Annotated in this window: 25 protein-coding genes and 1 pseudogene; all 26 read right to left on the reverse strand. The window is 39.5% G+C overall.

From position 1 onward, the window contains the following. Nucleotides 1–10: 10 nt before the first annotated feature. The 26 genes and pseudogenes from ACFVS1_RS11705 to ACFVS1_RS11830 all read right to left on the reverse strand — a co-directional run bounded on the left by ACFVS1_RS11705 (nt 11) and on the right by ACFVS1_RS11830 (nt 26,153). A complete protein-coding gene (locus ACFVS1_RS11705) occupies nt 11–802 on the reverse strand; it encodes an enoyl-CoA hydratase/isomerase family protein (protein ID WP_101225186.1) in 792 nt (263 codons plus the stop codon). 31 nt (nt 803–833) lie between these two features. Next, nucleotides 834–2,402 (reverse strand): AMP-binding protein, encoded by a 1,569-nt coding sequence (locus tag ACFVS1_RS11710; protein WP_387547469.1) that lies wholly within the window; start codon nt 2,400–2,402, stop codon nt 834–836. Nucleotides 2,403–2,444: 42 nt separating this feature from the next. Next, a complete protein-coding gene (locus ACFVS1_RS11715; RefSeq protein ID WP_260399857.1) occupies nt 2,445–2,903 on the reverse strand; it encodes an SRPBCC family protein in 459 nt (152 codons plus the stop codon). 466 nt (nt 2,904–3,369) lie between these two features. Beyond that, nucleotides 3,370–4,635 (reverse strand): benzoate/H(+) symporter BenE family transporter, encoded by a 1,266-nt coding sequence (locus ACFVS1_RS11720; protein WP_387547472.1) that lies wholly within the window; start codon nt 4,633–4,635, stop codon nt 3,370–3,372. 984 nt (nt 4,636–5,619) lie between these two features. Further along, a complete protein-coding gene (hxlR, locus tag ACFVS1_RS11725) occupies nt 5,620–5,982 on the reverse strand; it encodes a transcriptional activator HxlR (protein ID WP_352920981.1) in 363 nt (120 codons plus the stop codon). Nucleotides 5,983–6,279: 297 nt separating this feature from the next. Continuing rightward, a complete protein-coding gene (locus tag ACFVS1_RS11730) occupies nt 6,280–6,714 on the reverse strand; it encodes an OsmC family protein (protein ID WP_387547476.1) in 435 nt (144 codons plus the stop codon). A 337-nt stretch (nt 6,715–7,051) separates the two neighbouring features. After that, on the reverse strand, nt 7,052–7,942 hold the full coding sequence (locus ACFVS1_RS11735; protein ID WP_387547479.1) for an aldo/keto reductase: 891 nt from the start codon (nt 7,940–7,942) through the stop codon (nt 7,052–7,054). 244 nt (nt 7,943–8,186) lie between these two features. Continuing rightward, a complete protein-coding gene (locus ACFVS1_RS11740) occupies nt 8,187–8,903 on the reverse strand; it encodes an SDR family oxidoreductase (protein WP_387547482.1) in 717 nt (238 codons plus the stop codon). Nucleotides 8,904–9,002: 99 nt separating this feature from the next. Further along, the gene (locus ACFVS1_RS11745; protein WP_063597012.1) at nt 9,003–9,515 is read right to left on the reverse strand and encodes a type 1 glutamine amidotransferase domain-containing protein; all 513 of its coding nucleotides are present in this window, start codon (nt 9,513–9,515) and stop codon (nt 9,003–9,005) included. 74 nt (nt 9,516–9,589) lie between these two features. Further along, the gene (locus ACFVS1_RS11750; RefSeq protein WP_387547486.1) at nt 9,590–10,756 is read right to left on the reverse strand and encodes an iron-containing alcohol dehydrogenase; all 1,167 of its coding nucleotides are present in this window, start codon (nt 10,754–10,756) and stop codon (nt 9,590–9,592) included. 107 nt (nt 10,757–10,863) lie between these two features. Next, nucleotides 10,864–11,367 (reverse strand): hypothetical protein, encoded by a 504-nt coding sequence (locus ACFVS1_RS11755; protein WP_387547489.1) that lies wholly within the window; start codon nt 11,365–11,367, stop codon nt 10,864–10,866. Between the two features lie 78 nt (nt 11,368–11,445). Next, nucleotides 11,446–12,342, reverse strand: a complete 897-nt coding sequence (gnd, locus tag ACFVS1_RS11760) for a phosphogluconate dehydrogenase (NAD(+)-dependent, decarboxylating) (protein WP_387547492.1) — start codon at nt 12,340–12,342, stop codon at nt 11,446–11,448. Between the two features lie 29 nt (nt 12,343–12,371). Then, nucleotides 12,372–13,892 (reverse strand): glucose-6-phosphate dehydrogenase, encoded by a 1,521-nt coding sequence (gene zwf, locus ACFVS1_RS11765; protein WP_387547495.1) that lies wholly within the window; start codon nt 13,890–13,892, stop codon nt 12,372–12,374. A gap of 893 nt (nt 13,893–14,785) precedes the next feature. Further along, nucleotides 14,786–14,935, reverse strand: a pseudogene (locus tag ACFVS1_RS11770) (YitT family protein); the annotation flags it as partial. 194 nt (nt 14,936–15,129) lie between these two features. Beyond that, a complete protein-coding gene (locus ACFVS1_RS11775) occupies nt 15,130–15,390 on the reverse strand; it encodes a hypothetical protein (RefSeq protein WP_387547498.1) in 261 nt (86 codons plus the stop codon). Nucleotides 15,391–15,405: 15 nt separating this feature from the next. Beyond that, entirely contained in the window at nt 15,406–16,164 is a 759-nt protein-coding gene (locus ACFVS1_RS11780) for a response regulator transcription factor (RefSeq protein WP_387549321.1), read from the reverse strand. After that, on the reverse strand, nt 16,151–17,410 hold the full coding sequence (locus ACFVS1_RS11785; protein ID WP_387547501.1) for a sensor histidine kinase: 1,260 nt from the start codon (nt 17,408–17,410) through the stop codon (nt 16,151–16,153). Before ACFVS1_RS11785 ends, ACFVS1_RS11780 begins: the two co-directional genes overlap by 14 nt. Nucleotides 17,411–17,485: 75 nt before the next feature. Further along, nucleotides 17,486–17,743 carry a hypothetical protein gene (locus ACFVS1_RS11790; RefSeq protein WP_387547504.1) on the reverse strand — a complete coding sequence of 86 codons (258 nt, stop codon included), beginning with the start codon at nt 17,741–17,743 and terminating at the stop codon, nt 17,486–17,488. Between the two features lie 109 nt (nt 17,744–17,852). Continuing rightward, entirely contained in the window at nt 17,853–18,287 is a 435-nt protein-coding gene (locus tag ACFVS1_RS11795) for a GlcG/HbpS family heme-binding protein (RefSeq protein ID WP_387547507.1), read from the reverse strand. After that, nucleotides 18,274–18,639 (reverse strand): glycerol dehydratase reactivase beta/small subunit family protein, encoded by a 366-nt coding sequence (locus ACFVS1_RS11800; RefSeq protein WP_387547510.1) that lies wholly within the window; start codon nt 18,637–18,639, stop codon nt 18,274–18,276. The genes ACFVS1_RS11795 and ACFVS1_RS11800 overlap by 14 nt, the downstream gene beginning before the upstream one ends. Next, entirely contained in the window at nt 18,636–20,474 is a 1,839-nt protein-coding gene (locus ACFVS1_RS11805; protein ID WP_387547513.1) for a diol dehydratase reactivase subunit alpha, read from the reverse strand. Before ACFVS1_RS11805 ends, ACFVS1_RS11800 begins: the two co-directional genes overlap by 4 nt. Nucleotides 20,475–20,478: 4 nt before the next feature. After that, on the reverse strand, nt 20,479–20,922 hold the full coding sequence (locus ACFVS1_RS11810) for a diol dehydratase small subunit (protein ID WP_387547516.1): 444 nt from the start codon (nt 20,920–20,922) through the stop codon (nt 20,479–20,481). A gap of 10 nt (nt 20,923–20,932) precedes the next feature. Beyond that, nucleotides 20,933–21,511, reverse strand: coding sequence for a propanediol/glycerol family dehydratase medium subunit (locus ACFVS1_RS11815; protein WP_387547519.1), 579 nt, complete (start codon nt 21,509–21,511; stop codon nt 20,933–20,935). Between the two features lie 14 nt (nt 21,512–21,525). Next, entirely contained in the window at nt 21,526–23,190 is a 1,665-nt protein-coding gene (locus ACFVS1_RS11820; RefSeq protein ID WP_387549323.1) for a propanediol/glycerol family dehydratase large subunit, read from the reverse strand. A 257-nt stretch (nt 23,191–23,447) separates the two neighbouring features. Beyond that, nucleotides 23,448–23,699, reverse strand: coding sequence for a hypothetical protein (locus tag ACFVS1_RS11825; RefSeq protein ID WP_387547522.1), 252 nt, complete (start codon nt 23,697–23,699; stop codon nt 23,448–23,450). Nucleotides 23,700–24,461: 762 nt separating this feature from the next. After that, on the reverse strand, nt 24,462–26,153 hold the full coding sequence (locus ACFVS1_RS11830) for an L-lactate permease (RefSeq protein ID WP_387547525.1): 1,692 nt from the start codon (nt 26,151–26,153) through the stop codon (nt 24,462–24,464). Nucleotides 26,154–26,181: the final 28 nt, after the last annotated feature.

Raw genomic sequence — 26,181 nt, forward strand, 5'->3', positions numbered from 1 at the left:
TCTCATTTTATTACTTACCTGTAAAAACTGGTTTTCTCTTTTCGACGAACGCATCTACGCCTTCTTTAAAGTCTTCTGTTGTGCGAAGGAGGCCGTAGGCTTTCCCTTCCATTTTCAATCCTACTCCCAGCGGACTTTCTTCAGAAGCGTTCAACACTTCTTTTGCCACACGCTGAGCAAGCGGAGAAAATTGAACAAGCTCCTCAACTAACGAATCCACTGTTTGTTGAAGGTCCCCTTTAGACACTACTTGTGTTAATAGACCCCATTGATACGCTTCATTTGCAGGAATCTTTCTGGCACGCATGATCATGTCCTTTGCCCTTGTTAAGCCCACAATCTTTGCAATTCTCTGTGTACCTCCGCTCCCAGGAATCATTCCTAGGTTCATTTCCGGAAGGGCAAGCAGGGTATCTTCCCGCGCAATCCTGAAATCACAGGCCATCGCAAGTTCTAGGCCTACACCGAACGTATATCCCTGCAGCTGAGCGATGACAGGTTTTGGAGAGCGTTCAGGAGCAGCCACGTTTTCCGCTAAATGGGAAAGCTTTTCTTGATGGGTCGCCATAAATTCCGGGATGCTTCCTCCTGCACTGAAGCATACATCTCCTGCTCCCTTGAGGATAATGACACGCACTTCATCATCTTGATTCAAACCATCAAAAATCTCTGTCAGCTGTTCTCTGCCGAGCATACTGATATAATTCATTTTCTCTGGACGATCGAATACGATTGTTGCCGTTTGTTTTTCTGCATTTTTCTCTACCCGAATATGGTCATACGTTTGCTCTGTTATAGTCATTTGTTATTTCCCCTTTTCTATATTAAGATTTTTATTGGCTGATAACTTCACTTTCATTGTGAGGTGCATCAATATCACCCTCGCGCAATTTACGGCGAAGAATTTTCCCTACAGGACTTTTTGGAATCTCTTTTACAAACGTATACTTACGAGGCCTTTTGAAATTTGATAAACTGGGTAGACTCTTGCAAAATTCATCCAGTTCTTGCTCTGTAACAGATTCGTCTTTAGCAACAATATAAGCGGTAACAATCTGCCCCCAGCGATCATCAAGCTCCCCAATTACGGTAGCTTCCCTAACTTTTGGATGTTGAGTCAGACAATCCTCGACTTCTAATGGATGAATGTTTTCTCCCCCAGAGATAATCATATCGTCAACACGGCCAACAACGAATAAGTCACCGTCTTCATCAATAAAGCCAATATCTCCTGTAAAATACCAGCCATCTCGGATAGTTTTTTCCGTCGCCTCCGGGCGATTCCAATACCCTTTAAAGGCTTCAACGGACTTCAGATTCGCAATAATTTCGCCGACTTCTCCTCTCCCAACAATATCATCAGGAGTAGAATGACCGTCTGGATCTGCTTTTACCAGGCGAATATTTTGATGAATCCCCGGTTTACCTGCACTGCCTGGCTTTTCATGTACATCAGGGCAGATGGTAAACGTATATACCTCCGTACTGCCGTAATGATTTACAAACAGTTTTGGTTTAAGTAACTCCACACATTGATTTACTAATGTAGTGGTCATTGCGGCACCAGCATACCCGATTTTTTCAAGCTTGGTAAGGTTATACCTGCCAAAATCCGGGTATGATAACATATCATGAAAAAGCGTCGGAACTAAATAAAGGGATGAAATTTCTTCTCTTTCTACAATTTCAAGCGCCTCACCAGCATCAAAGTCTAAGTTTGATAAAAGAGCAAACTTTCCATTTAAAAAAGTCATAGAGAGCAACGAACGAACACCCATTGTATGATAAAGCGGCATTACTCCTAATGTACTTTCCCACAACTGGTACTGGTTTTGGACGATATGTGCCATAGCCGAGGCATATTCATTCCTATGCGTTCGTGGCACTCCCTTTGGACGTCCTGTTGTACCGGATGTGTATAGCATTATCGATATATCATTCTCATCTAGAATTGGCCTTTGATAGCTTCCTGGGCTTCTGTCTACTAGTTCCGGATAAGAAATATCCATACCATTATCATTATCAACACCAATTAAGATTGGTCTTTGGAGAAAGTTCGCACCTGCCACAGCACTTTGACTGGTTGATTCAAAGATGATGGCCTTCGCTTCTGAATCGTTTACACAATACTCGACCTCTTTGGCGGATAAGCGGTGGTTTATTGGAGTATAGATTGCACCAATCTGTTGTATTGCCCAGTAAACCATAACATTTTCCTGTCTGTTCTTTAAGATGACAACAACACGGTCCTGTTTTTGAATGCCTAAACGCTGCAGAGAGGCAGCAACTTTTTCTACTTCATTTTGTAATTGGGCATAAGTATAAGATTTCAGGCCTTGAACGAGAGCGATTTGATTTGGATAGCGTTCCACCGCAAAATCCAATAATGTACCTAAATTCATAAAAAAATCTCTCCTTTCTCCCCTTGATGGTTCACTACTTATTTAATTGGTAACTTCATCCTTTTTTAATTCTTTCCCAAATTTTTTGAAGAAGTCTTTAATAACCAGTTTAGATACGCCTCCTAGCATTCGTTGACCGACCATCGCAACTTTTCCTCCCACTTCTGCTTCAAAGCTGTAAGAGAGAACAGTGTTGTTTTCATCTACTGATTCAAGAGTAATATCTGCGACGGCTTCTATGCTTCCAGGCCCTCCCTCACCTTTAACGATCATTTGATAAGAGATCGGTTTATTAATATTCGCTAATTCAATTGTTGTAGAGTAATCACCTTTCACCGATGCAACACCCATTGATATTTCAGCTTCATATTTATTTTCTTCAACTAACTCCAATTTTTTGCACCCCATGATGCATCTCTTAAGCACCTCTGAATCTAATAACACATCCCAAGACTGTTCAATTCCTGCTGGCAAATTCAAACTCCCTTTACCTTCCATCATAAACTCCTCCTATCCTATCTTTAACAACGTTTTCAAGAAAGCGGTTTCAAATAATGATAAATAATAAATGAAAAAAAAGTATTGCATTAATAAATGGATTGTTTTAATAGTGATTTTACCTTCCATTACTAGCATAATAATCTATAAACTTACTTTCCATTTTCAAAATCTTGTTTAAATCACTTAAAATATTTCTTATTATTTTGAAAATTCCATATTCACCTTCTGGAATTCCGCACAGGCTTTTGGCTTTAAATTTTTTTTAGCTTAATATAAACCAGCCTTGGCGAATACCATTTACGCCAAAGTTTTTCACTATGCCAATATGTTCCCATAACCAATGGAAATTAAAGAAAAGACTCCAGTTCAATTACCATTATTCTGATAGAGTACCTCTTTTTAATTTGTCCCTTTTAATGGATATAGTCCAAAGGGGAGCTTCATAAATCCCAAGCCCTTTATATTACTATGCAATCTTTGCTCCATCTTTTTTTGAATCCATTTTACTTTTTGCTTGGCTGTAGTCGTCTCGATCAAGTAATAATGAAACGACAAATCCTACCAATAGAGCCCAGAAAGCTGAACCAACAGTAAATACTGTTACATTAGAAATGGCTATAAGAAATGCTACCATGGCTCCATTTTTAAATTTCCCGTTGAAAGCTCCGGCAAATGTACTTATAAACACGTTAAAAATAGCAAGACCGCCGAGCACTGAAAGCAATTGACCAGGAACCACCGCCGAAACTGCAATAACCATCCCGGCTACTAAACCAAAACATATCCAAAGTAATCCATCAAAAGTTGCTGCTACATATCTCAATTGTTTATCCTCACCTGCAGCATCGCTAGAAACCATAGCAGTACTTGGTCCAGCTATAACAGTTGGGTGTCCTCCAAAAAGGGAGTTAATGATTGTACCAATACCTGGAATAGTAAACATTGCATTGATAGGAGGTTTATATCCTGTAGCAAATAGCACCCCGACAGCCTGCATATTCTGAACACCAATTATCAGTATAATTAAGGGCAACGTTAGTTCTAATGTCGCTTGAATACTAAAATGAGGTACTACAAATATAGGATGAGCAAATGAAGGTTGTATCGACCCCCAGTTCGTTTGCCCAAGAGCTGTAGCGATTATCCCTCCTATTATTATTGCTCCTAGAATAGGCGGGAATTTTCTTGAGAATTTTTTCATCGCCATCAAGAGGAAGAAGACTGCAAAAGAACTCCCTGCAACTGCTGGTGCCTCTATAACAGCCTGTATTGCTTTGATACCAAAAGATAGCAGAACACCAGCAATCATTCCTAACATTACCGGAAGAGGAATTAATTCTATTACCTTCTTGATTACCCCTGACAATCCAAGAATTGTAACTACTATTCCAGCAATAATAGATGCGCCAACTGCCTCATTAAAGGGTATATGATTTAAGGAATTACCTATTAATATTGCGCCAGGTATGCTATAGGCCACCACAATAGGTATACGATAGCGGAGTGACAAGATAATCGTAAATATACCTCCCGCCGTATAAATAATAAACAACCAAGAAATTGCCTGCTCAACAGAAAGATTCCCTTCTTTAGCTGAATTCATTACAATTAAACCTGGCCCCATAATGCTAAACAATGCAGCAACCAAACCCGTTCCAAGAGCAGCGGGGGTTAAATTACCAAAAAAATCAATAATGTTTTTCCTAACGTCTGTACCTCTTTCGATACTCATTTTGGAAACCTCCTTTTTTATCATTTCATTGGATAGAAAAAGATTCTGTCCCCAGACCAGCTCCTCGGACGGAATCTAAAACGGAAGACGATTACTTTTGGTCATTAGCTAACGAGATAGTGCCCAGAGATATACGTTTTCCTTTTATCGTCCACGTTGTCATCCCTCCTATTTAATGAATCCCCCCCAAAAAAAGAAAGCGTTTACAAACAAAGGCAAGGAAAATCTTATAAAGATATTTGAAGCAGAGTTAACCTTCCCTAATAACAGAATAATCAATTAATATATATCAGTCTTTTAAAATCTTACTTTTCTTATTTCAAAATAAATCTGTCAAACAAAACTTTCCTCTTCTTTAGTACGCTATTACTGACAGTACGTGAAAAACATACTTCTCGCTTTGATCAGAGCACTCTAGTAATAAAGGTTTTTCCTATTACACAGCTTCTTATCATAGTATTAATAGACAACTTCTTGAATTATTGAGTTCTAAATTATTATGTAAATACCAGTTATATATATATATCTAAAGGCATTATAAAATGGTACTCAGCCGACGTAATTACATATTAGCTTTTTTTCTTCGTCTACAATTTTGATATCCAATACCCTTGTAGTACGACCCTTATGCAACGAATCAAGGTAAAATTAAAAGCTATGAGACCAGTAGATTACCGGGTTCATGTGTCTAACTTTTTGGGTTCACTTCAAAATGGGTTCTTTTTATTTAATGGAATATCAACATTAGGGTTTATCAGAGCCAAAACTAAAAACACCGATCCGATTATTCGGATGGTGTTAAAAATCTTACTTGTTTGTGAAAAAGCCAAGGTCAGCGACTATACAAAAATCGCTAACCTTGGCTTTTACTAGCTGATTATAAAATGTTGTGCTTTTCTCTACCTTAATTTGATACGTGACCATATGAAGGTAAAGAAAAAGGAGAAAACATCCATGAATAAGAAAGATGGGATCGTTCTTCTACTAGATATCCTCTTTTCTTTTTACTTGGCCCCCAACGATATTCTCCATATAATTTTTACCCCAATTATACATCGAATCAAGAATCGGCATCAGGCTTTCTCCTTGTTCTGTCAGAGAGTATTCCACTTTGGGAGGTACAATTGGATAGACTTCGCGATGAACAATAAGATCTTCTTCCAGCTCTCGAAGCTGGTTAACGAGCATTCTTTGAGTGATGCCCGGCATAAGAGCCTTCAGTTCACCAAAACGCTTGGTCCCCTGCTTGCCTAGGTGCCATAAAACAAGCATCTTCCATTTCCCCCCAATAACAGAAAGGGTCAATTCCTTCTCACAATTGAATGTTTTATTCTGTAGCCTTGTCATTCAAATCACCTCCAAATATAAATCCTGAATCACATAGTATACTTTTTAACACTATGTAAAATTAAAGTACGTACTTATAAAAACATTATACTTAGTATACGATACATTGTACAGTCAATATGAATTTCTTGCTGTGCAATGATTGAGTTGAAATACCAATATTAAAAAGCCCAATTTCTCAGCATTAAAATTGAGAAATTGGGCTTTTTTCCATACTGTAGATAATGCCTAGATGTGGAAGAGCAATAAATTTGAACAAAAAAGTGTGATTATTTCTACATCTTTGGGTGAATCATATCATTTCACAGAAACTTTACCTTGAACTTCAATTTTAACATCTGCTTTTTTCAATATATTTCCGACATCGCACCCTTTATCTGCTGCTTCTATCGCTCTTTGTGCAGAATGAATTTGTTCTTCTGTCGCGCCAGCAGATAAAACGATGTGAGGATAATGGATAATTTTAAACTCATCATCAGATATACTTGCCTCAGAGTTCACCGTAAGTTCCGCCACTTGAAGTTTTTTGCTTTCAAGCACAAATGTTAGTGTTGCCGCATAACAAGTTGTTACAGAAGCAACGAGAATCTCTTTTGGATTTGCTCCGTTCCCACTACCTCCTAATGATGTTGGAATAGCGATTTTTGTATCAAGATACTCCGCTTTAAGGGTTCCATTCCCTGTTACCCCACCATCCCAAATTGCATTCACATTTATTTTCATATCAGCCATAATTAACACTCCTTCAATATATTAATTGTATATATATCTTGCCTATTCACGTATGTTTTTACTCGATGGATATCGCAAACACTTCGTCAAAAGACAAGAAGAACATTTTTTCGTTTTAATTAGTATCTACCAGTTATCGCGACTGCATCTGGAATAGCCAGTCAATGTCCATATTGCATCGACGCTCATACTAAAAAAGTCTTGGATTAGCTGTTGTAGAAGGTCTAGTCAAAGATTGGGAAAGACAGTCTGTATGGAATAAATTCTACACAGTTTTTTTAAAATTCCTATTAGATTGTCAGCAACTCCAACAATATTCTCTCTTTAAAGTGAATTTTTAAATAATATCTAATGGCATTTTCCTAGTAGGTTTAGGAAATACTTGATCAATTCTTCTGAGATCTTCTTCAGTAAACTCAATTGTTGCTGCTTCAGCATTTGCTAAAACATGTTCTTCTTGAACCGCTTTTGGAATAGAGATGACGTTATTCGAACGGATGGTCCAAGCAAGAGCGATTTGTAATGGTTGGACATTGTATTTGTCAGCAATATCATGAATAGTTGGATCATTTAATAGCTGTCTTCTTAAAGAGCCTCCTTGAGCAAGGGGACTGTAGGCCATGATTGGCATGTTATGTTCACACTGCCATGGTAAGAGATCGAAGTCGATTCCTCTTGAACCTAAATGGTATAGCACTTGGTTCATCACGCAATTTTTTCCATTCGTAGTGTTCCATAGCTCTTCCATATCAACCGTGTCAAAATTTGAGACGCCCCATCTTAAAATTTTCCCTTCTTCACGTAGTTTTTCCATTCCTTCAATTGTTTCCTCTAAAGGAACACTTCCTCTCCAGTGGAGAAGATATAAGTCCATGTGGTCTGTTCCTAGTCGTTTTAAGCTGTTTTCACATGCTTTTGAAATCTTATCTAAACCTGCATGATGGGGATACACTTTTGAAACTAAAAAGACTTCATTTCTGCGCCCGTTAATGGCTTTGCCAACTAAGCGTTCAGAGTCTCCATTTCCGTACATTTCAGCAGTGTCAATAAGTTTCATACCCATTTCTAAGCCGAGCTGCAAGGCTTTTATTTCTTTGTCTCTCACTTGGGGATTTTCCCCCATGTACCATGTTCCTTGTCCTAGACTAGGTAAAGAAGTGCCGTCAGGCAGAGTTACCACGTGCTTGGCTAATGCATTTTTGATTTCCGCTCTTTTCTTTTCTTCCATTAGGCTCAACCCTTTCTTTTAATGTATTTGGGTATCATTAAAGCAGAATGTTAACGTCTCTTCGTATAAAGTACACATATATTTAGAATATCCGCAACCAAAAAAAATCCTTCTTTGTTGCATGATATGGCCATTTCTGCTTCCGTCTGTGCAAAAAAACAAAGAAAGTGAGGATGGTCTATAAGTGTCTGACACTTTGAGTCAACCTCACCACTATTTATCAATCGACTTTGATATCAAAGGATTAGATCAAATGAGCTCCTCCATCGATAAGAACCGATGTGCCAGTTGTAAACCCATTTTTCACTAGGTAAACATAGGTTTCAGCAATATCATTAGGTTGAGCAACACGTCCGACAGGTAATTGCTTAGCAATCCCATGGTACATATCTTGTCTTTGATCTTCTGGCATTCCGCCGTAAAGAGGAGTGTCAACGATACCAGGTGATACCACGTTTACTCTGATAGGTGCCAGGTCTACTGAAAGTCCTCGTACTAATCCATCAATTGCTGAATTAATGGAAGCTAGAGTCGTTGCACCTTGAGGAGGACGCACACCATATACACCAGAAGTTAATGTTATAGAACTTTCATTATTCAAGTATGGAAGAGCAGCGCGAACCGAAATATACTGCCCCCAGAACTTACTATCAAAAGCCTCTCTTACGGTTGCAACAGACAGTTCGCCAAAGTGACCCATAGCGCCTTCACCTGCAGTAACCACCAGGTGATCAAATTTCCCAACCTTCTTGAAAAAGTCTGCAACCTTTTCCTCGCTGCGAAAGTCGATTTCATAGCCCTCTACGTTACCACCAAGCTTCACTTTTGCGTCAGATAATTTTGAAGCAGAACGGCTAGCAATAATAACTTGAGCGGATTCATCGAGAAACGCCTTAGCAGCGGCTAAACCAATACCAGATGTACCTCCTAAAACAACCACTCTTTTTCCTTTTAATGACAACGCAATTCCTCCTTTATTCATACGTTTGTTTAACCAACTTGCGGATTCTGATTAAAGAATACGCAAGTTAGATATATTTACGTTTTTACATCACCATTGTTATTTAGCTAAAAGTTTTAGTGATTCACGATTAAATGCTGGAATATCTTTTGGTTCTCGACTTGTTACAATATTTTTGCTGATGACAACCTCTTCGTCTTTATAATTTGCACCAGCATTTTTCAAATCGTTGCGAATGGATTTATAGCCAGTGATGTCGACACCTTTTAAAAGGTCTGTATCGATTAACACTTGTGGTCCATGACAAATGGCAAAAACGGGTTTTTCGTCTTGGATAAATGCTTTTGCAAATTCCCCAAAACGATCGTCTTCACGCAATAAATCGGGAGAGAACCCACCAGGGATAAGCAACGCATCAAAGTCTGCAGGATGAACTTCATCAATGGATTTATCAATTTTTACGGTTGTGCCTTTTTTACCAGTTACTTCGTTACCGGATTGTTTGTCAATCGTGATAACTTCATGACCAGCTTCTTTAAAGGCTTGTACTGGTTCAGTGTACTCCACATCTTCAAATAGGTTTGTTATAAGCGTAGCGATTTTTTTACTCATGTTCATTAACCTCCTTAAAATCATAGAACAGAAATAAAAGTATTCATTTCCGTACCATGTTCTGATTATCTTCATTAGAAGTTGATTTTATCTCCGTTGTAAGCCGCAATATAGATTTTTTTCATATCCTCCACCGATACTTCTCGTGGATTGGATGGAGTACAAGGATCCTCCACCGCTCCTGCTGCCATCTGGTTCAGGTGTTTTTCAAATTCTGCTTCTCCCACACCAAATTCCTTTAGTGTTAATGGCAGGTTCAAAGATTTGTTTAAACGACGGATGAGGTCTGTTAACGAGTCAATCAATTCGTCATCCGTATTTCCGGTTAAACCAAGCATCCTTGCAATATCCGCATATCTTGAGCTTTCCACCTTTCTATTAAAATCAATCACATATGGCAAGTAGAGTGCATTTGCTGTACCGTGTGGAATTTCAAAAATGGCTCCGCTCTTATGGGCTAAGCTGTGGACAATTCCTAAAAATCCGTTGGAAAAGGCCATGCCAGCTATGGCCTGGGCATAATGCATTTCTGCCCTTGCCTGTTTGTCACCTACTGCGGATTTTTCAATATTTTCTACCACTTGCCTAATCGACTGCATAGCCAGCGGATCAGTAAAAGAGTTGTGCAGGGTGGATACATATGCCTCAATCCCATGTGTCAAGGCATCCATCCCCGTATAGGCTACAATCGAAGCAGGCATGGAATACGTCAGTTCAGGATCAACGATTGCAATATCAGGCGTGATTTCATATCCAAAAACCGGATACTTGACGCCCTTTTCATAGTCCGTAATAACGGAGAATGGAGATACATCACTGCCTGTTCCGCTAGTAGTTGAAATGGCAATAAAGCGAGCTTTTTGACGTAATGTTGGCAGTACATTTGGAGCTTTGATTTGGTCAAACGGCAGTTCGGGATTTTCATAAAAAATCCACATCAGCTTAGCCGCATCAAGCGGAGATCCGCCGCCGGCAGCAATGATCCAATCCGGCTGGAATTCTTCCATCTTCTTGCCGCCGTTTTGAGCGGTTGTAATAGATGGATCGTTTTCAACACCCTCGATTAGTTGCGTCTCAATGCCTGCCTCTCGTAAATAAGTTTGGATTTTATCGAGATAACCGGATTTTTTAATCGATTGACCGCCAATAACAACCGTCGCTTTTTTCCCTTCAAGGGTTTTTAAAACTTCAAGGGATCCTTCTCCAAAATAAACATCTCTCGGAATAGTAAATCTATTCATATGTGTAAATTCTCCTTTTCTGTGGTGAAATTAGCAACTTTAAGGTTCCCTTATCCATTTTTAAAAATTGAGTACGTCATAAGTGTTTCCCATCATCTTAAATGTTACTAATGAACAAACTCAGGTTCTCCCTCAACAATGGTGCTTACTATATCTTCTACTTCGATTTCGAGTAATTTCTCCAAGAACCTTATGGTCCCTATTACTGCTTGAATATCCCCCTCTGTTTGTACGTCTTCCATTTTCTTTTGAACAATCAGTTCATTTATAACTTGTTTGAAAGCCTGGGTCTTTATAAGCCATTCTCCAACAAGGTTCTTTGTTGCGTCTTTCTCGCCTGCATTTTTCACTGCAAATAAACTTTCCGTTTTTGTTTCTACGAGCGTTACGGAACCAAAATCGGAATCCATACGGATGCGAAAATAATTCTTTCTACTGTCATAATATCTTTCTTCTTTTAATAGAAAATACTCTATCCCTACTGTGATTTCAAAAAAGGGTTCTGTCTCTGTAGGATAATGTTGTTCTCTTACATCAACACTTTTGACAACGTCTAAATACGTCTCCAAACCATATTTGGTACTAATGATTTTTGCATCCATTACGTTCATGATTTCACTCCCTTTTTCACCTTGCGGATTGTTTTAATATATAATCATCTTGTTTACTAAAATCCATCCCCTATTAACCTAATTGCTTTTTTCAACTGCATGTCCACCAAACTCGTTCCGAAGGGCAGCAACCACTTTCCCTGTAAAGGTGTCATGATCTAAAGAACGGTAGCGCATCAAAAGAGACATGGCGATCACTGGAGTAGCTGCCTGCAGATCCAAGGCCGTCTCCACTGTCCACTTTCCTTCTCCTGAAGAATGCATGGTTCCTTTGATTTGTTCTAAGTTTGCATCTTTAGAAAATGCACGTTCTGTTAAGTCGATGAGCCATGAACGAATGACTGAACCGTTATTCCATACTCTTGCCACTTTTTCATAGTCAAAATCAAACTCACTTTTCTCCAGTACTTCAAATCCTTCACCAATCGCAGCCATCATCCCATACTCGATTCCGTTGTGGACCATTTTTAAGAAATGGCCGCTGCCTGATGGACCAGCATATAAATATCCTTTTTCTACCGCTGTGTCTCGAAATATGGGTTCAACCATACTCCAAACTTCTGCATCCCCGCCGACCATGTAACAAGCTCCGTTACGCGCTCCTTCCATTCCCCCGGATGTACCAACATCCATAAAGCTTACACCAACTTGCTTTAGCTGGCCGTAGCGGCGAATAGAGTCCTTATAATGAGAATTACCAGCTTCGATTATGATATCGCCTTTACTCAAGTATGGAGTGATCTCATTTATAACTGAATCAACAACAGCGTGCGGAACCATGATCCAGATAATTCTGGGGCCGTTCAGGATTTTAATAAGTTCCGTAAAACTCGATGTTTCTATAGCACCGTACTTACTGATTTCTTCTACAGCATTTACATTTAAATCGAAGGCGGCTACTTCGTAGTTGTGGTCAATTAGATTTTTCCCTAAGTTTAACCCCATTTTCCCTAACCCGATTAATCCAACTTGCATCCTCTTGTCCTCCAGTACTATTCGTGTTGTTATCGTATTTTTAATGCTTTTACTGATTGATCTTTAGAAATCATCTTATAATTAGACCCTTGGAATTCCCACCAATAAAACCCATCCTCTTTTAAAAGTTCATCCGAAGCACCCGGCCCCATCGAACCTGAACGATACAAATGTAAGGGGACTGTGTTTTCCTCAAACGCTTCTAAAACTGGCTGCACCCATTTCCACGATAATTCCACTTCATTCCAGTGGGCAAAGAATGTCGAGTCACCGCGTAATGCATCAAAGATTAAGAGTTCATAAGCTTCGGGTATGTCTTTTGCTCCTGTTGAGAAGTCAATTGAAATAGGCTCAATTTTCCCGTTTTTTAGCGGATTCTTACTATTTAATTGCAACGATATCCCTTCATTGGGATTGATATTGACAATTAATAGATTTGGTTCCGTTTGTTGATCGGATCCATACAATTCCCTCACTGGATTTTTAAACTCTATGACGATACGTGTCGACTTTTCCTTCATTCTCTTTCCTGTACGGATATAGAAAGGAACTCCACCCCAAAAATCATTATCAATCCATAATCGGGCGGAAACAAAAGTATCATTGACAGAGGAAGAATCAACCCCAGGTTCCTCCCTGTATCCAACCACTGGCTCATGATTCATTTCTCCGGCATTATATTGGCCACGGACAACTTGAGAACCGACATCCTCTTTCTGCAAAGTCCGCAATGATTCCATCACCTTTCTCTTTTCATTCTGGATATCAGCAGCACTTGTCGTTTTTGGTAAATGCATGGCCGTCATCATCAACATTTGCAGCATATGATTCTGGAACATATCACGGATGGCTCCGGCTCGATCATAGTAGCCCGCTCTATCTTCTACTCCAACCGTTTCACTAGCCGTTATTTGTATATTGGCTATGTGCTGTTTATTCCATAAGGATTGAAGCACAGGATTGGTAAATGCCAATGCTTCGAGGTTTTGAACCATTGTTTTGCCAAGATAATGGTCTATCCGGTAAATTTCCTCTTCGCTAAAGGATTTGCGTAGCCTTTGATTTAAATATTGGGCGGAAACCATATCATGCCCAAACGGCTTTTCAATAATCAGGCGTTTCCATCCATTGGTCGTTCCCAATCCACTTTCTTTAATATTAGAGGCGATTACATCGAAAAACTCGGGTGCAACAGACAGATAGAATAATCGATTTTCAGGAATGTTTAACTCCCGTTCACGCCTCTGAACCAAATTAAGCAGTTCTTGATACCCTTCCACATCCGTTACATCTAATTGGCTGTAACGAAACGCGTCGATAAATTCTTTTAATTTAGCTTTATCTTCGATAAAGCGTCTAGAAAATGTTCTTAATGAATGTTCTACATTTGTTTGAAATGTACCATCCGATAGTTCTCTCCTGCCTAACCCAATAATTGAAAATGACTGGGGCATCTTCTTATCTAAAAACAAATTAAAAAGAGCCGGATAAATTTTTCTTTTAGCCAAATCACCCGTTGCTCCAAACAAAACAAAGGTCATAGAATCCACTTTTCATTCCTCCATTTTTCAAAACTCTAATACTTGATAATTGTTGGTTATGGTAACCATATAAGGCACATCAAATTTTTTATAATCTAAATGATTGCAGACTTTCGCTACCCTGCATCCGCTTTAGACACATTATTATTTCACCCAACTTGCACCATGAAAATGAATTTCTGGAAATGGTCATGGCCACATTGAGGACATTAATCATTTGTAGTGATCGTTAAACATCTTTCGCAAACTTTTCGATATTTTGCTTTTTTCCTACCCTCATCGTTTTATTCCTTTCTGCATTCATTAATAGACGATCTATCTTGAATAATGCGTATAACTTCCACTTAACAACTGTATTGGATTTTGTTACAGTTGAGGAAGATTAGATTTATCTTAAATCCGATCTTATTTTCAAAATACAAAGGAGAATTATTCATTCCTTGTTAAAAGGCCTAATGGTATATGTCCCTTTTCATCTTAACAATTGACGCTAAAAAAGATTGGTTACTGCATTGATGTTAGTATAATATCTACAACAAATAATAAAAAGTACGCACTTTTTTATTATATAGTGTTTAAAAATATACTTAGTATACATTTATATACTATAAGGGGTTGTGAGATTTTCAATTAGAGGATTTAAAATAAAAAGATCTTCGTTATTTACGAAGATCTTTCAAAATTGCCTTGGAGTCATTATTTAAATAATAGTTTTATCGACTTATGATAAATAATAGAATATCCATGGGTTCACGACTCGTTGTAATGTTTTGCTTACTGCTGACTCTTTGATTTTGTCGTTTGCACAGTCATTTACAAAAGCTTTGCGAATTGGTCTATAACGGGCGATATACACAAGTATCAACATTAGGCTAAATAATATAAGCAAATATTAAGCTTTATTATTTAGAAGGATTTGCTTTCGGTAGTATAAGCGACCTATCTATACCAGATGTTTCACAAACATAGGACGCCTCCATAATAGCTGAAGGATCTGCTGCTAAAACGACACTTTTTAATTTGGAAAAAAGAAACCTGTTCGTAATACAATAATCATCATCTCACCTCAAAATATGTATTATTTATGATTCCTTACTATAAAACAGTTCAGCTAAAATCCTTTATAACACAGGAATATTATTATTTACCTTTTTCCAGATTGTACTCCTTTATTTCCCTTATGCACTGGATCTTGCAAATAAAAAGACCACAAGTCTTGACTTATTAAAAGTCTACTTGTGGTTTTTTAAAAATCCCCACTTTTATTTTTTTGCGGAACAACAGGATAGACTTTTATTACGAGCGCAGAATATTTACTTAGCAAATTGTTCCTTTTACCCGAAGGCGCTACTGTAAGTTTTTGAGGTTGCATCAAGCAACCGTTATGCAGGCTCGATACCTGCTCTAAATCGAGAAAAAAGGATGTTTTTTTCTCCATGCGTGACCGCACCAGCTGACGATCCAGCCGGTGTGCCACCTGGTAATTCAACTCTTTCTTTTGTTCCATTGCAATAAATCTACTTTACATCACAAAATTATTGAATGTATTGATTCTTTTCTTTCTTGACAAAAGAGATTTCTGCTGAAATTGCGTAGGTGTGATTCCTTCGTATTTTTTGAACACCCTAGCAAAATAATTGGAATCGGTAAATCCGCATTTCTCGCTTATTTCCATTACAGTTTCCCTACTGTAGCTAAGATGCTGTTTCGCTTTTTCCAGCCGACGGGACGTTAAATAGTGAATGATAGTGTAGCCCGTTTCTTGTTTAAACAGTCTGCTGAGGTACTGACCGTTAAGGTAAACTAATCTAGATAATGAGTCTAAGTTTAAATCTAAATGAAGATGGTTTTCTATATATTCTATAAGGGTTACAACATCGTCATGCGTGCAGGATGCTTTTAAAGAGGGTGGAGCCGGGCTTTTTACCACCGGTATATATTTAATTAATGTTTGTCTGATCTCATTCTGATGAGCTGGTTTTAATAAATAATCATCTGCTTCCAATTTACTCGTTCGGTTGGCTAAGTCACACTCATCATACGCTGTAAGGAAAATGATGCGACAGTCTGGAACATCGTTTTTGATTATTTCCGCTGCTGCCAAGCCATCCATAATAGGCATTTTAATATCCATTAGAACGATATCCATGCGATTTTGCTTCGCCAGGTCTACAGCATCCGCTCCATTTTTAGCTTCAAATAAGTGGCTTATTGCGAGGTTTTCTCTATTAATCATCATCGTTAAGACTTCCCGTTCTAATGGTTCATCATCCACTATCATCACATTCAATACAAACTCCTCCTGAATTTGGAAGGACGAGCCGCACCGTTGTACCAACTTCTGGTTGACTTTCAATGGCAGTAATCCCGTACTCTTCTCCAAAATAATATTGAATTCGTTTTTGTACGTTATTCATCCCAATTCCTGTGGTATGACTGTTTTTTCCCACTCCTGAATGCGAAAAAATAGAGGCTACTTTTTCTTCCGACATTCCCACTCCTGTATCAGAAATTTCTAACACCACGTGGTTATCTACTAAAAATCCGTGAATATTAATAACCACTCTACTATCCTGTGGCTCAAATCCATGGATGATAGCGTTTTCAATTATAGGCTGGATAGAAAGAATGGGCATTTTTATGGCTTCTGTATCAAAGTCTATTATCTCTTCGTAATGAATTTGATTACGGAAACGAGATTGCTGAATATTCAAGTAATTCCTTGTGTAATCCAGTTCTTCCCTTAATGAAACAAGCTGGTCTATATTTCGCAGGCTGTATCTCATGATTTTAGCTAGCGAGTACGTCACATTTTGTGTCTGTTCCGCATTCTCTAAATAGGCAAGTCGTGAAATGGTGTTCAAAGTGTTAAATAAAAAGTGCGGATTAATCTGTGATTGCAATACCTTTAATTGTGTTTCCTGAAGGAGTTTCTCCAGTCTGGAACGAACCTTTATCTCTTCCATTAGTTTTTGATTCTTCTCATTTAGCTCTTCTTGTACAAAGTTATTAGCGCCCAATTTGACGATATAATTAGCAACAAGCTGCAGCATTTCTGTTGATGCTTCGATCTTTTTTTGACTTGTAAATTCAATCTTCTCAAAATAAAGTTGGAGGAGCTCTTGATCAATTGGCAAGTGTTTTGTTTTCTCTCGAATCTTGTCCAACTGCTTTTCATCTTGGTCTTCTAGTAACACCTGGCCACACAGAACAGATCCAAGGTGTTTATCGTTAAGAACAATAGGAGCAGCTATATCAACTAAGCCAGAATGGCAATAATGGATGCTTGGCTTTGCTTGTTTAGCCGCAATCAGTCCCACCTTTTTATCAGACCATACACAGCATCGCATTCCTTCCTGTGAGGAACGCATGTGTTTGCAAAAATTTGTGAAATTAGTTGGACTGGTGACAGGCACTCCTTGATCATCTGCAATGATGACTCCCAAACCAGTAACATCGGAAAATCGCTCCTGGATTTCCTGAAGAGTCTCAACATTCACAATGCTCCGTAATGTAAATGCATTCACCATGTACCTCCTCGTCAATTTACTTGATATTGTTAAATTTACACTTTTTGGAACATTTACACCTATCATTATAGCTTATTCCTCTCTAGCTAAAAAGTATATTGTCTCCTTCGATAAAGTGAAGGTAATGCACATAACGGGCCAATACAACGAAAGAGCTAATCCAATCATGGAACTAGCTTCTACAGAAATAGATGCCTTTTTACATTCTATTTCCATATACAAGGATATTATTTCAACTTTATCACCGGATTTTGTGTAAATCTTCATTTTTTGCAATCTCTTTATTTTGTCTTTTATTTCAAACATACTAACCAATTTAACTTTCATCAAACAGATGATATCCTTGGAACCAAACAGATTAAATCGTTTGCTCCAAGGATATTAAAATGGCTATATTAACTGGATGGCAGGTAGACCTCCAGTTAATACCATACGGACCCTATCCGATGAGACTAGAATTTAATTCTATATCATTCAGCACATTAATAGCCGCTTGGGCTACTTGTATATCCTCCTCGACCGAGCCTCCACTTACGCCAATTGCCCCAATAATTCGGCCTTTTTTGCGTAATGGAATGCCTCCGCCGAACACGACAACCCGTCCATTATTGGTTGTATTAATACCGTAAAGTTCTTTTCCCATTCCGGCTGCCTGAGCTAATTCTGCTGTGGGCATTTTCATTGCTACTGAAGTCCAGGCCTTGTTTTGGGCAATATCCACACTCACCAATAAAGCATCATCCATTCGATGGCAGGCTATGAAGTTCCCTCCTTCATCCACAATGCTAATGACCATAGGGATTTCGATTTCGTTTGCTACCTTTTCAGCACCCTCAATTAGCTTTTTTGCTAATTCTAAATTAATCTGCTCCATATTTTTCATCCTTTCCTATTAAAATGATTAAGGGTAAGCCTTTGAATAGACGAGCCGCGTTCTTTCCTAATCTGCGCCCATTTTGAAGGTTGTCCTGTAAATAGGGTTCTTCTGGTTTCAATTTTTCGTGATGTAAACATAAATCGCCATTTTGTTCAATGCCTATACCAACATGCAAAGGGGATATAGATGCTGCTTCCCACCCTAGTTCTATAAAACTACTTGCTTTGTTCCCCTCTTGAAGTAAGAATGGAACCCCTTCTTCTTCCAAGCCCGCACACACTTCTTGAATTTGTCTAGGGGAAAGTGCGCTGTTATATAAAATTGTAATGTATACGTCTCGTTTATTCATTTGAATACCTCATGCCTGATAGAGGATAAGACCAAACCGGTTGCCACCGCATTTCTTGGGCCTTCTGTACCGCGAATATTGGCAAAGCCGGCAACGATACCATACTTACCTAGTTCTTCTGTTAACATTTGTGGAATTTCAAAGTCAAGTGCCGATCCCCCCACCATGACAACAAAGGACAAGTGTTTTAAATTGCCTGTTGGGATTACCTGCTTAAGCGCACGCAGAGCATTCGTTAAAAATATTCTTCGTTTGGCGCTGCGGCGTATTTCCCTGACCTTTTCCATGGATACCTTGGTTGATAATGGCGTGAGATCTTTTTCTTCCCGAATGACTACTTTTCCGAAGGTGTACGGAGGAAAAGGCTCTTCAGAAAATAACATTGTTCCGTCTTCTAGTTGCATATGGAACAAGCTCAGCACTTTTCCTAAAGGGAATTTTTTTATTTTTTCAGCTAGTTCCTTGTCTCTCAATGCGAGTTCAGAATTAATCAGCATCGTTACCATGTCTCCTGCACCAGCCAAGTGGCTTGAGATGATGTTGCCGGATTCATTCATCATGGCAGCATCGGTTGAGCCACCGCCCATATCGAGAATGACAATTGGTTTTCTCGTGCCGGGAGTCGTTAAGGCCCCGCGGATGGCCATTTCCGCTTCAACTCCTCCCACTTCTACCTCGATGCCCATTTCTTTTTCCAATAAAGAAGCCACTTTTTGGACCGGCACTTTATCTGTTTTGACCATGGAGGCTAATGCGACGCCACTTTCCATGGAAAGCTCACCCGCCATGGAACCGCTAATGGAGGTCGGGATTACCGCATCAACCGCTAGGAGATCTGAGATGGTAATTTCAAGGGGTAATTGTCCTGTGAGTTGAGCTAAATCATGACGGAGCCCGTTAAACATCCCTCCGACATTAGTTCCTGTTTCTCCCTTGACGTCTATCAACGTTTCCAGTTCTTCATACTTTTTCATAATGGATTCTGCCCCATCGTTAATGGATACTTCTAGCTGCCGGTTGTTTGTCCCTATTAACATGAGTCGTCCCGCTTCTATTTTCCGTTCAACGACTTCCCCCTGCGGTGTCCGGATTACTACGGCAGAACGGTTGCCAACTAATGCTTTAGCGACTAAAGCGATTTGTATCGTCTGGTCCGGATCCAACTGAAAGACAGTAGAGAGTCCGTATGGATTACTTAATGTTCGAATGACATGACCTGGTAAAGCAACTTCAATCGCGGCCAACTTTAAAAGAGGAACTTTATCAATCAACGCAACCTCATCGACGATAGGAATTTTTTTGTACAGTCGATTGTGTATTAACACCCCATCATCCTTTTGTACAATTGCCCCGGTAACAGAAATTCCTACGCTTTTTGCCTGATTTAGACGGTGAGCCACCCATTCATAATCAAATAAATTAGGAATCACGGCGATATAATCCTGCTCTTTTTCTTCGACGTTCAACAATTGATCTATTAAAACTGTTGTCCCAACACCTAAACCGGCTCCGCCTGGGGTATCCGGATTATGGCCAATCATGGACGATTCCGTGATAATCGTTTCGCTAATAAGATCCATGGCCAAATCGCCAATGACTGGCACAGCATCATTCAATCTGATAAGATCAATATCCTTCAACTCAATATCTGCTTTTTTGACCGCTTCCTGCAAAGCAAGACGGATGCCCTTCACATTATCAGTCGTTCCTTTAATACCCGTAGTTTTGACTAAATGTTGGGAAAGAAAATAAGCATGGTCCTCCTCCACACACGCGATTGCCACTTCAGTGGATGAATTGCCGATATCTACACCAGCTAAAATTTTTTTGACCACACCTTTAGTCCTCATTCTTTAATCTTCCGCGTCTTTCGTACACATTTGCCGCTTCACGGATTAATTTTGCGTTTTCTGTCGCTCCGTATTCTTCTTCTAATTCATCGGCAATCGCTAAAAGCTCTTCTTTCGTAGAACGGTTCGGGCGCAAAGCATTATAAATTTCTAGTATACGGGCATCAGATATTTTGATCATTTCTGCTGCTCGGCGAAAATTTTTCGCGAGTTGTGTTCTTCCTAAACTTTCACTAATGTTTGCATGCATTTCAAGCGTTTTGGGGCTTATACGTAAATCAGCTCCTGTTATCTCTCCTTTTAAAGCAGCATCCAATGTTAAATCGTTATAAGCCTGTTCTCTAGGTGTAAACAATAAATCCGGCCTTTTTGAACCTAGTGGATAGTCTTCTTTTGTTAGAAATTCTATTTTTTCTTTCATTGTATTTTCCATGTTCATCCCCCTATTCTTTTATGAAAAATTCGGCTTTCAATTCAACTGGCTTCTGTTCTGGAACCAGTGACTGACACTCTTTTAAATAAAGCAAGGCAGCTGCCGCCTGATATTTAGGACGTGTCATTTCGTCATTTACTACCAGTACTGGATTAGGGCTTTCCCCTAACGCATACATGGCAGCATTCCGGCCAATTTCCCGGTACATGTCTAACGTAATGACTGGTGATTGAGGGAATAATTCAAGATTACTTAGCGGATCCAAATCGCGCTGGTGGATTACAATCGTTCCCCTCGACTGCAAGCCAATGCTGATACCTGAACCACTTATTTGGGCTGCTCCATGCGCCATAAAAGCTAAGTCAGCCGTTCGCAAGCTACGAATCACCCGAGGAACGGCTCCCTGCTCTTCAATTCCAGATAGGATTTCACGCAGAACCAAAGCGTGATCAACTTTCACGATTGTTTTATTCATCTCTTTTCCAAAAGCTGGGCCTATGGCTACTATCACTTCTCTTGCGTTCGTTCCTTTCGCTGGCGTCCCAATTTCTGCTAATTTCATTTCAAAAGAAAACGTTGGTACCGTCATGTTTGCTCCCTCCTTTAATCAAAGTCTTTCGGACTGATAGCTTGACGAATGTTTTTGATTTCTTCCCATCTTTCCGGACTAAGGCGATAGCCCGTTCCAGGTCCTTTATAGTCATTTTCATCATTGACCGCACTTATCACCACATTATCCTTATTGATAATGGCTGATGTATGCAAATAGTCACCAGCAACCCTTTGTTTTAACAAATCGAAAATCCGCTCAGCTGTTTGTCGATATCCGCGTTTCGCTAAAATAAGAGCGATGTCAAATCCTGAAATCCCATCCTGTAAAATCTGCTCGGCCGACTTTAAGTCCTCTACCACGTTTCTTGTCGGCATATCTTCGCTACTGTTGGCATAAGTGGCAGCTTCAACTTCTTCATCTGTAATGACCGGGAATCCTAGCTCATCAAAAATAGCTTGCAACGCTTTCGCCGCTTGATAACGGACTTTGATTACCTCTTCTTCGCTTACTGGTTTTAAACCGCCGTCCACCATCATGTCGCGCTGAAGAATCAAGTAATCATCCAGATCGCTAGAATCCATATTTGATCCTGCAAACATATCCTCGTTGTTCGGTACAGCACTAAATCCAGCAAAGATAAAATCTGTACCAGGTAGCATTTGGCACAGCATTTTAGCGCTACGTCGGATTTCCGAATGGGAAAACGTTTGGTCGTTTCCTGATGCTACTTCCATATCAAACAAGGTAGTCGCCAAATTTTCTGCTAAGACGGCGCGGATTCCGCTCGGTACAGAGGCTGGTATACCAATACAGCTAATGGAACCATTTTGTAGCCCTTGCACGCCTGCTCCCTTGGCCATCATCACGCAGCGAATTTCTAAATAGAGCATGGATTTTCCTTCTGCTCCGGCCATTTGCACTTCTGAACCTGTACCTGATGTAAAGCGCATTTTAGCACCGCGTGAAGCATATGCAGAGGCTAAAAATGATTTAGACCATGGGGTATCATCTCCGTCCATGAACACAGACTCTGTGCCATAAATTGAAATGGTTTCAGCGTAAGACGTTAATCCAAGCATGGCTAAACGAAGTTCTGTCGCTTCTTCTAATGAATCCTGTGTTAAGATTCCTCCTCTTGCGGTTTGGGAACCGACGAGTAATGCTAACGCATTGAAGGGGGCATAACGAACAACTCCAACAGTTGTTTCCTGTTCATCAAATCCGTAAACTCCCGCTTCTGCAGCATCCGCCGCCATGAGGACAGGATTATCACGCACGTTCGTGACATGACATTGGTTGGACGGCGTTTTTCTTGCCCTCATCTTTTGTAAAGCCATCATCATTTCCACGACATTCATATGATTAAGTACTTCCAACACTTTTGCTGGCGTGAGTCCTTTTGACAGCTCTGCGATTTCTGAACGAGGGACATTAATATCCACAAGTTTTCGGGCAATTTCCAAGCTGTCAAGAGCCATGATTTTTTCCGTTACGCTTGCATCAATCGTATAATCGGCAATAAACTGGTCGAGCATATCGAAGTCTTCTCGTCTTTTTTCATCCAATTCTACAATCGTGCCATTTTCTACTTTGATAGAAGGCTTTGGATCATTAGGACCTGTCATTGCAACAAATCCCATTTCTGGCCACTCTTTGACAAATCCATCTTTATTCACGGGTCTTTCTTCTAAAATCTCAAATCGTTTTGAACGCAGCATAAGAAATATCCCTCTTTCTATCATTATTTGGTTAGATAATTTTTTAAGATGAATGTGTTTCCGTAGAAGCAGCAATTTCTTCCTGAGTATTATTATTTTCAGAGAGGCAGTGTCTTTAGAAGGCAGGTACTTTCCAATGAGAGAGTGATACAGTCCTCACCCTATAATCGCCCCGACCATGGTGCGATTATAGGTACCCAAAAAAAATTTCGGGAAAAGCGATAGGTCCCCAGCCAACTAGCGCGGAAAATAATTTAGGACCGAAATCTCGTGCTGGTTTCAATGCCCCCAGTTAACGTACCAAAGGAAACACCGATTGCTGCGACAACCAGCCCTACGGCTAAAGGAAAGAACGCTTTTGAAGGAGCATATGAATTTCGTTCATCAATAAAGGCAAAAAGAGTGGCGATTATTCCCCTTTTAATGTTTTTATGGAACACACCTTCTTTCCATTTTTTAAAAGGCACCTCCATGAAGCGATGGGGCGTATCCTTGTTTCCTTCCATTGGAAGTTTGTTGCTCAACTAGCTGGCAAGGAGCCTACGTACTGCTAACGTAATAGGTTGAATATTTTCTTTTAACTATAACCTCCTCTTTTTTACTTTGATAAACTTATTATAATTTTCTGATTTTTAAACGTCCCTAGACATAACTTACATGTCCTAGCACTTTTTCTACTTTTTAAATCAAGGAAATTTATGAGTACCTAACTAGACATGTGTATATGGACCACTTTAAAAAAGAAGGTGTCTCCCTTATGCCATTTGGTTAAATATAAGAGGTTAAAGTGGTTTGTTAGTCTGCTACAAAAAAAGACGTGTATAAACGTTGTCTCACGTTCCGTACACGTCTCACCTCTTACTAAATAGAAGAAACTCGTCATATTCTTGAAAATTTTGCTGTATTTAGGACCATCAGTATAATTATTCCCATCACTCTCAAGACGCTATCTAACTCGGTGGTTAGTATTTATGCAAGCGGGTACACTAGAGCAGGTTGTGCATCGGGGCGAATGGCGGACAAACGGTTAAAAAGGTTATAAGAGAACAGCATTCCCGATTAGGTCTGGGAACCTAAAAAAGGTAATGTCTATTGCTGTTTCATCTAATTCATGTATTTTTACTTAACTCCTTCTCTTTATAAAGAAAAAGAAAAAAGGGGAGAACAAGTCATCTGGATGACATGTTCTCCCCTTTTTTGAATAATCACTTATTGTATTCCAAAGCCCAGCATTTCAGATGGAAGAATGTTGAGATGTAAGATCTTACTTAAGGAATCATCCAGGATAACACCCCATTCTGCAAATATGTCATGATTCCAACAATAATCACCAGTATAATACTATGTTTTATTGTGAAGCGAAACAAATCAGATTCTTTCCCTGCTAGGCCTACTGCGGCGCAAGCTACTGCAATTGATTGAGGTGATATCATCTTTCCGGTTACTCCGCCTGAAGAGTTCGCTGCCACTGCGAGCACCGGATCCATGCCTATTGAAGTAGCTGTAACTTTTTGCATGTTACCGAATAGTAAGTTGGATGAAGTATCAGAACCAGTAATGAACACTCCTAGCCAGCCTAGTATAGGAGAGAAGAAAGGGAATAAAAATCCTGTTTTCGCCAATACCATACCCATAGATGTGCTCATTCCTGAAGAGTTTGTTACATAAGCGTATCCTACAACAGACGCTATTGTGATAATGGGAAATTTAAGTTCGTTTAGTGTTTCACCGAATGTACCTATCCAACCCTTCCAAGAAATTTTTACAATATATTTCGTAATGATTGCTGCAATCAGAACCGCTGTACCAGCAGCACCTAGCAATTCCAGCTTGTAAAAGGCAGGTATCGTTTCTCCCGCAGCGTTTATAATCTTATTATTTAATAAAGGAACATTGGGTATAAATGATAATGCATGCCCTATGGAATTAATAGTTAATAAAACAACATTTGTTCCTTCATAGTGTCCTGTTAGAGCCTGCTTTATGGTTGGAATTCCCCAAAGGGAGATCACTCCCGTTAAAACTAGGAATGGTGACCACGCTTTAAAAATTTGTCCGCCTGTATAAGTTGGCTTGTGGCCAGAAGGTTCATTTACAGCAAGTGTTGCAGCCATTTCTTGTTCGGCTGAAAAACGGAAGATAGTTTTCGGTTTCCAAAATTTTAGGAAAACTGCTAAAGCAAGTAATGAAACAAGAGCCGATAAAATATCCGGAAGTTCTGGTCCAAGGAAGTTAGAGCTTAAGAATTGTGTTACTGCAAAAGTAATACCAGTTACTAAAATTGCAGGCATGACTTCGAAGGCTTTTTTAAAGCCTGCCATAATCACGATTAAATAAAATGGTATGACTACAGATAAAAACGGTAATTGGCGTCCAACCATTTTTGAAATCTCCATCGCAGAAATTCCGGTAGGTCCCTCAAGCGCGATAATGGGTGCTCCTATTGCACCGAATGCAACCGGTGCTGTATTGGCAATTAAACACAAGCCAGCTGCATATAAAGGATTGAATCCAAGACCAACAAGAAGTGCAGCAGAAATGGCAACAGGTGCACCAAAACCAGCGGCTCCTTCAAGAAATGCCCCAAATGAGAACGCTACCAATAGTGCCTGAAGACGGCGGTCTTCCGTAAGTGAAACAACTGAATTACGAATAATATCAAATTGTCCTGTTTTTACGGTTAATTTATAAAGGAAAACTGAACTGATAATGATCCAACCAATAGGCAAAACCCCGTATACTGCTCCGTGTGTAGCAGACATAATCGCCATTTGTGTTGGCATTCCAAATGCAATAACCGCCAATATCAAAGCAATCAATAGCGTCGTGATCCCTGCCAGATACCCTTTCATTCTCTTCACTGCCAATGCCCAGAAGAAATAAAGTATTGGAATTACTGCTACGATAGCGGATAGAGCGAGGCTATCTCCTACCACTGTAAAGTTTTGTGTATATGTCATATTGTACCCTCCAATTTATAGTCCCTGA

The organism is Peribacillus sp. NPDC058075, from assembly GCF_042885195.1.
Taxonomy (GTDB): Bacteria; Bacillota; Bacilli; order Bacillales; family DSM-1321; genus Peribacillus.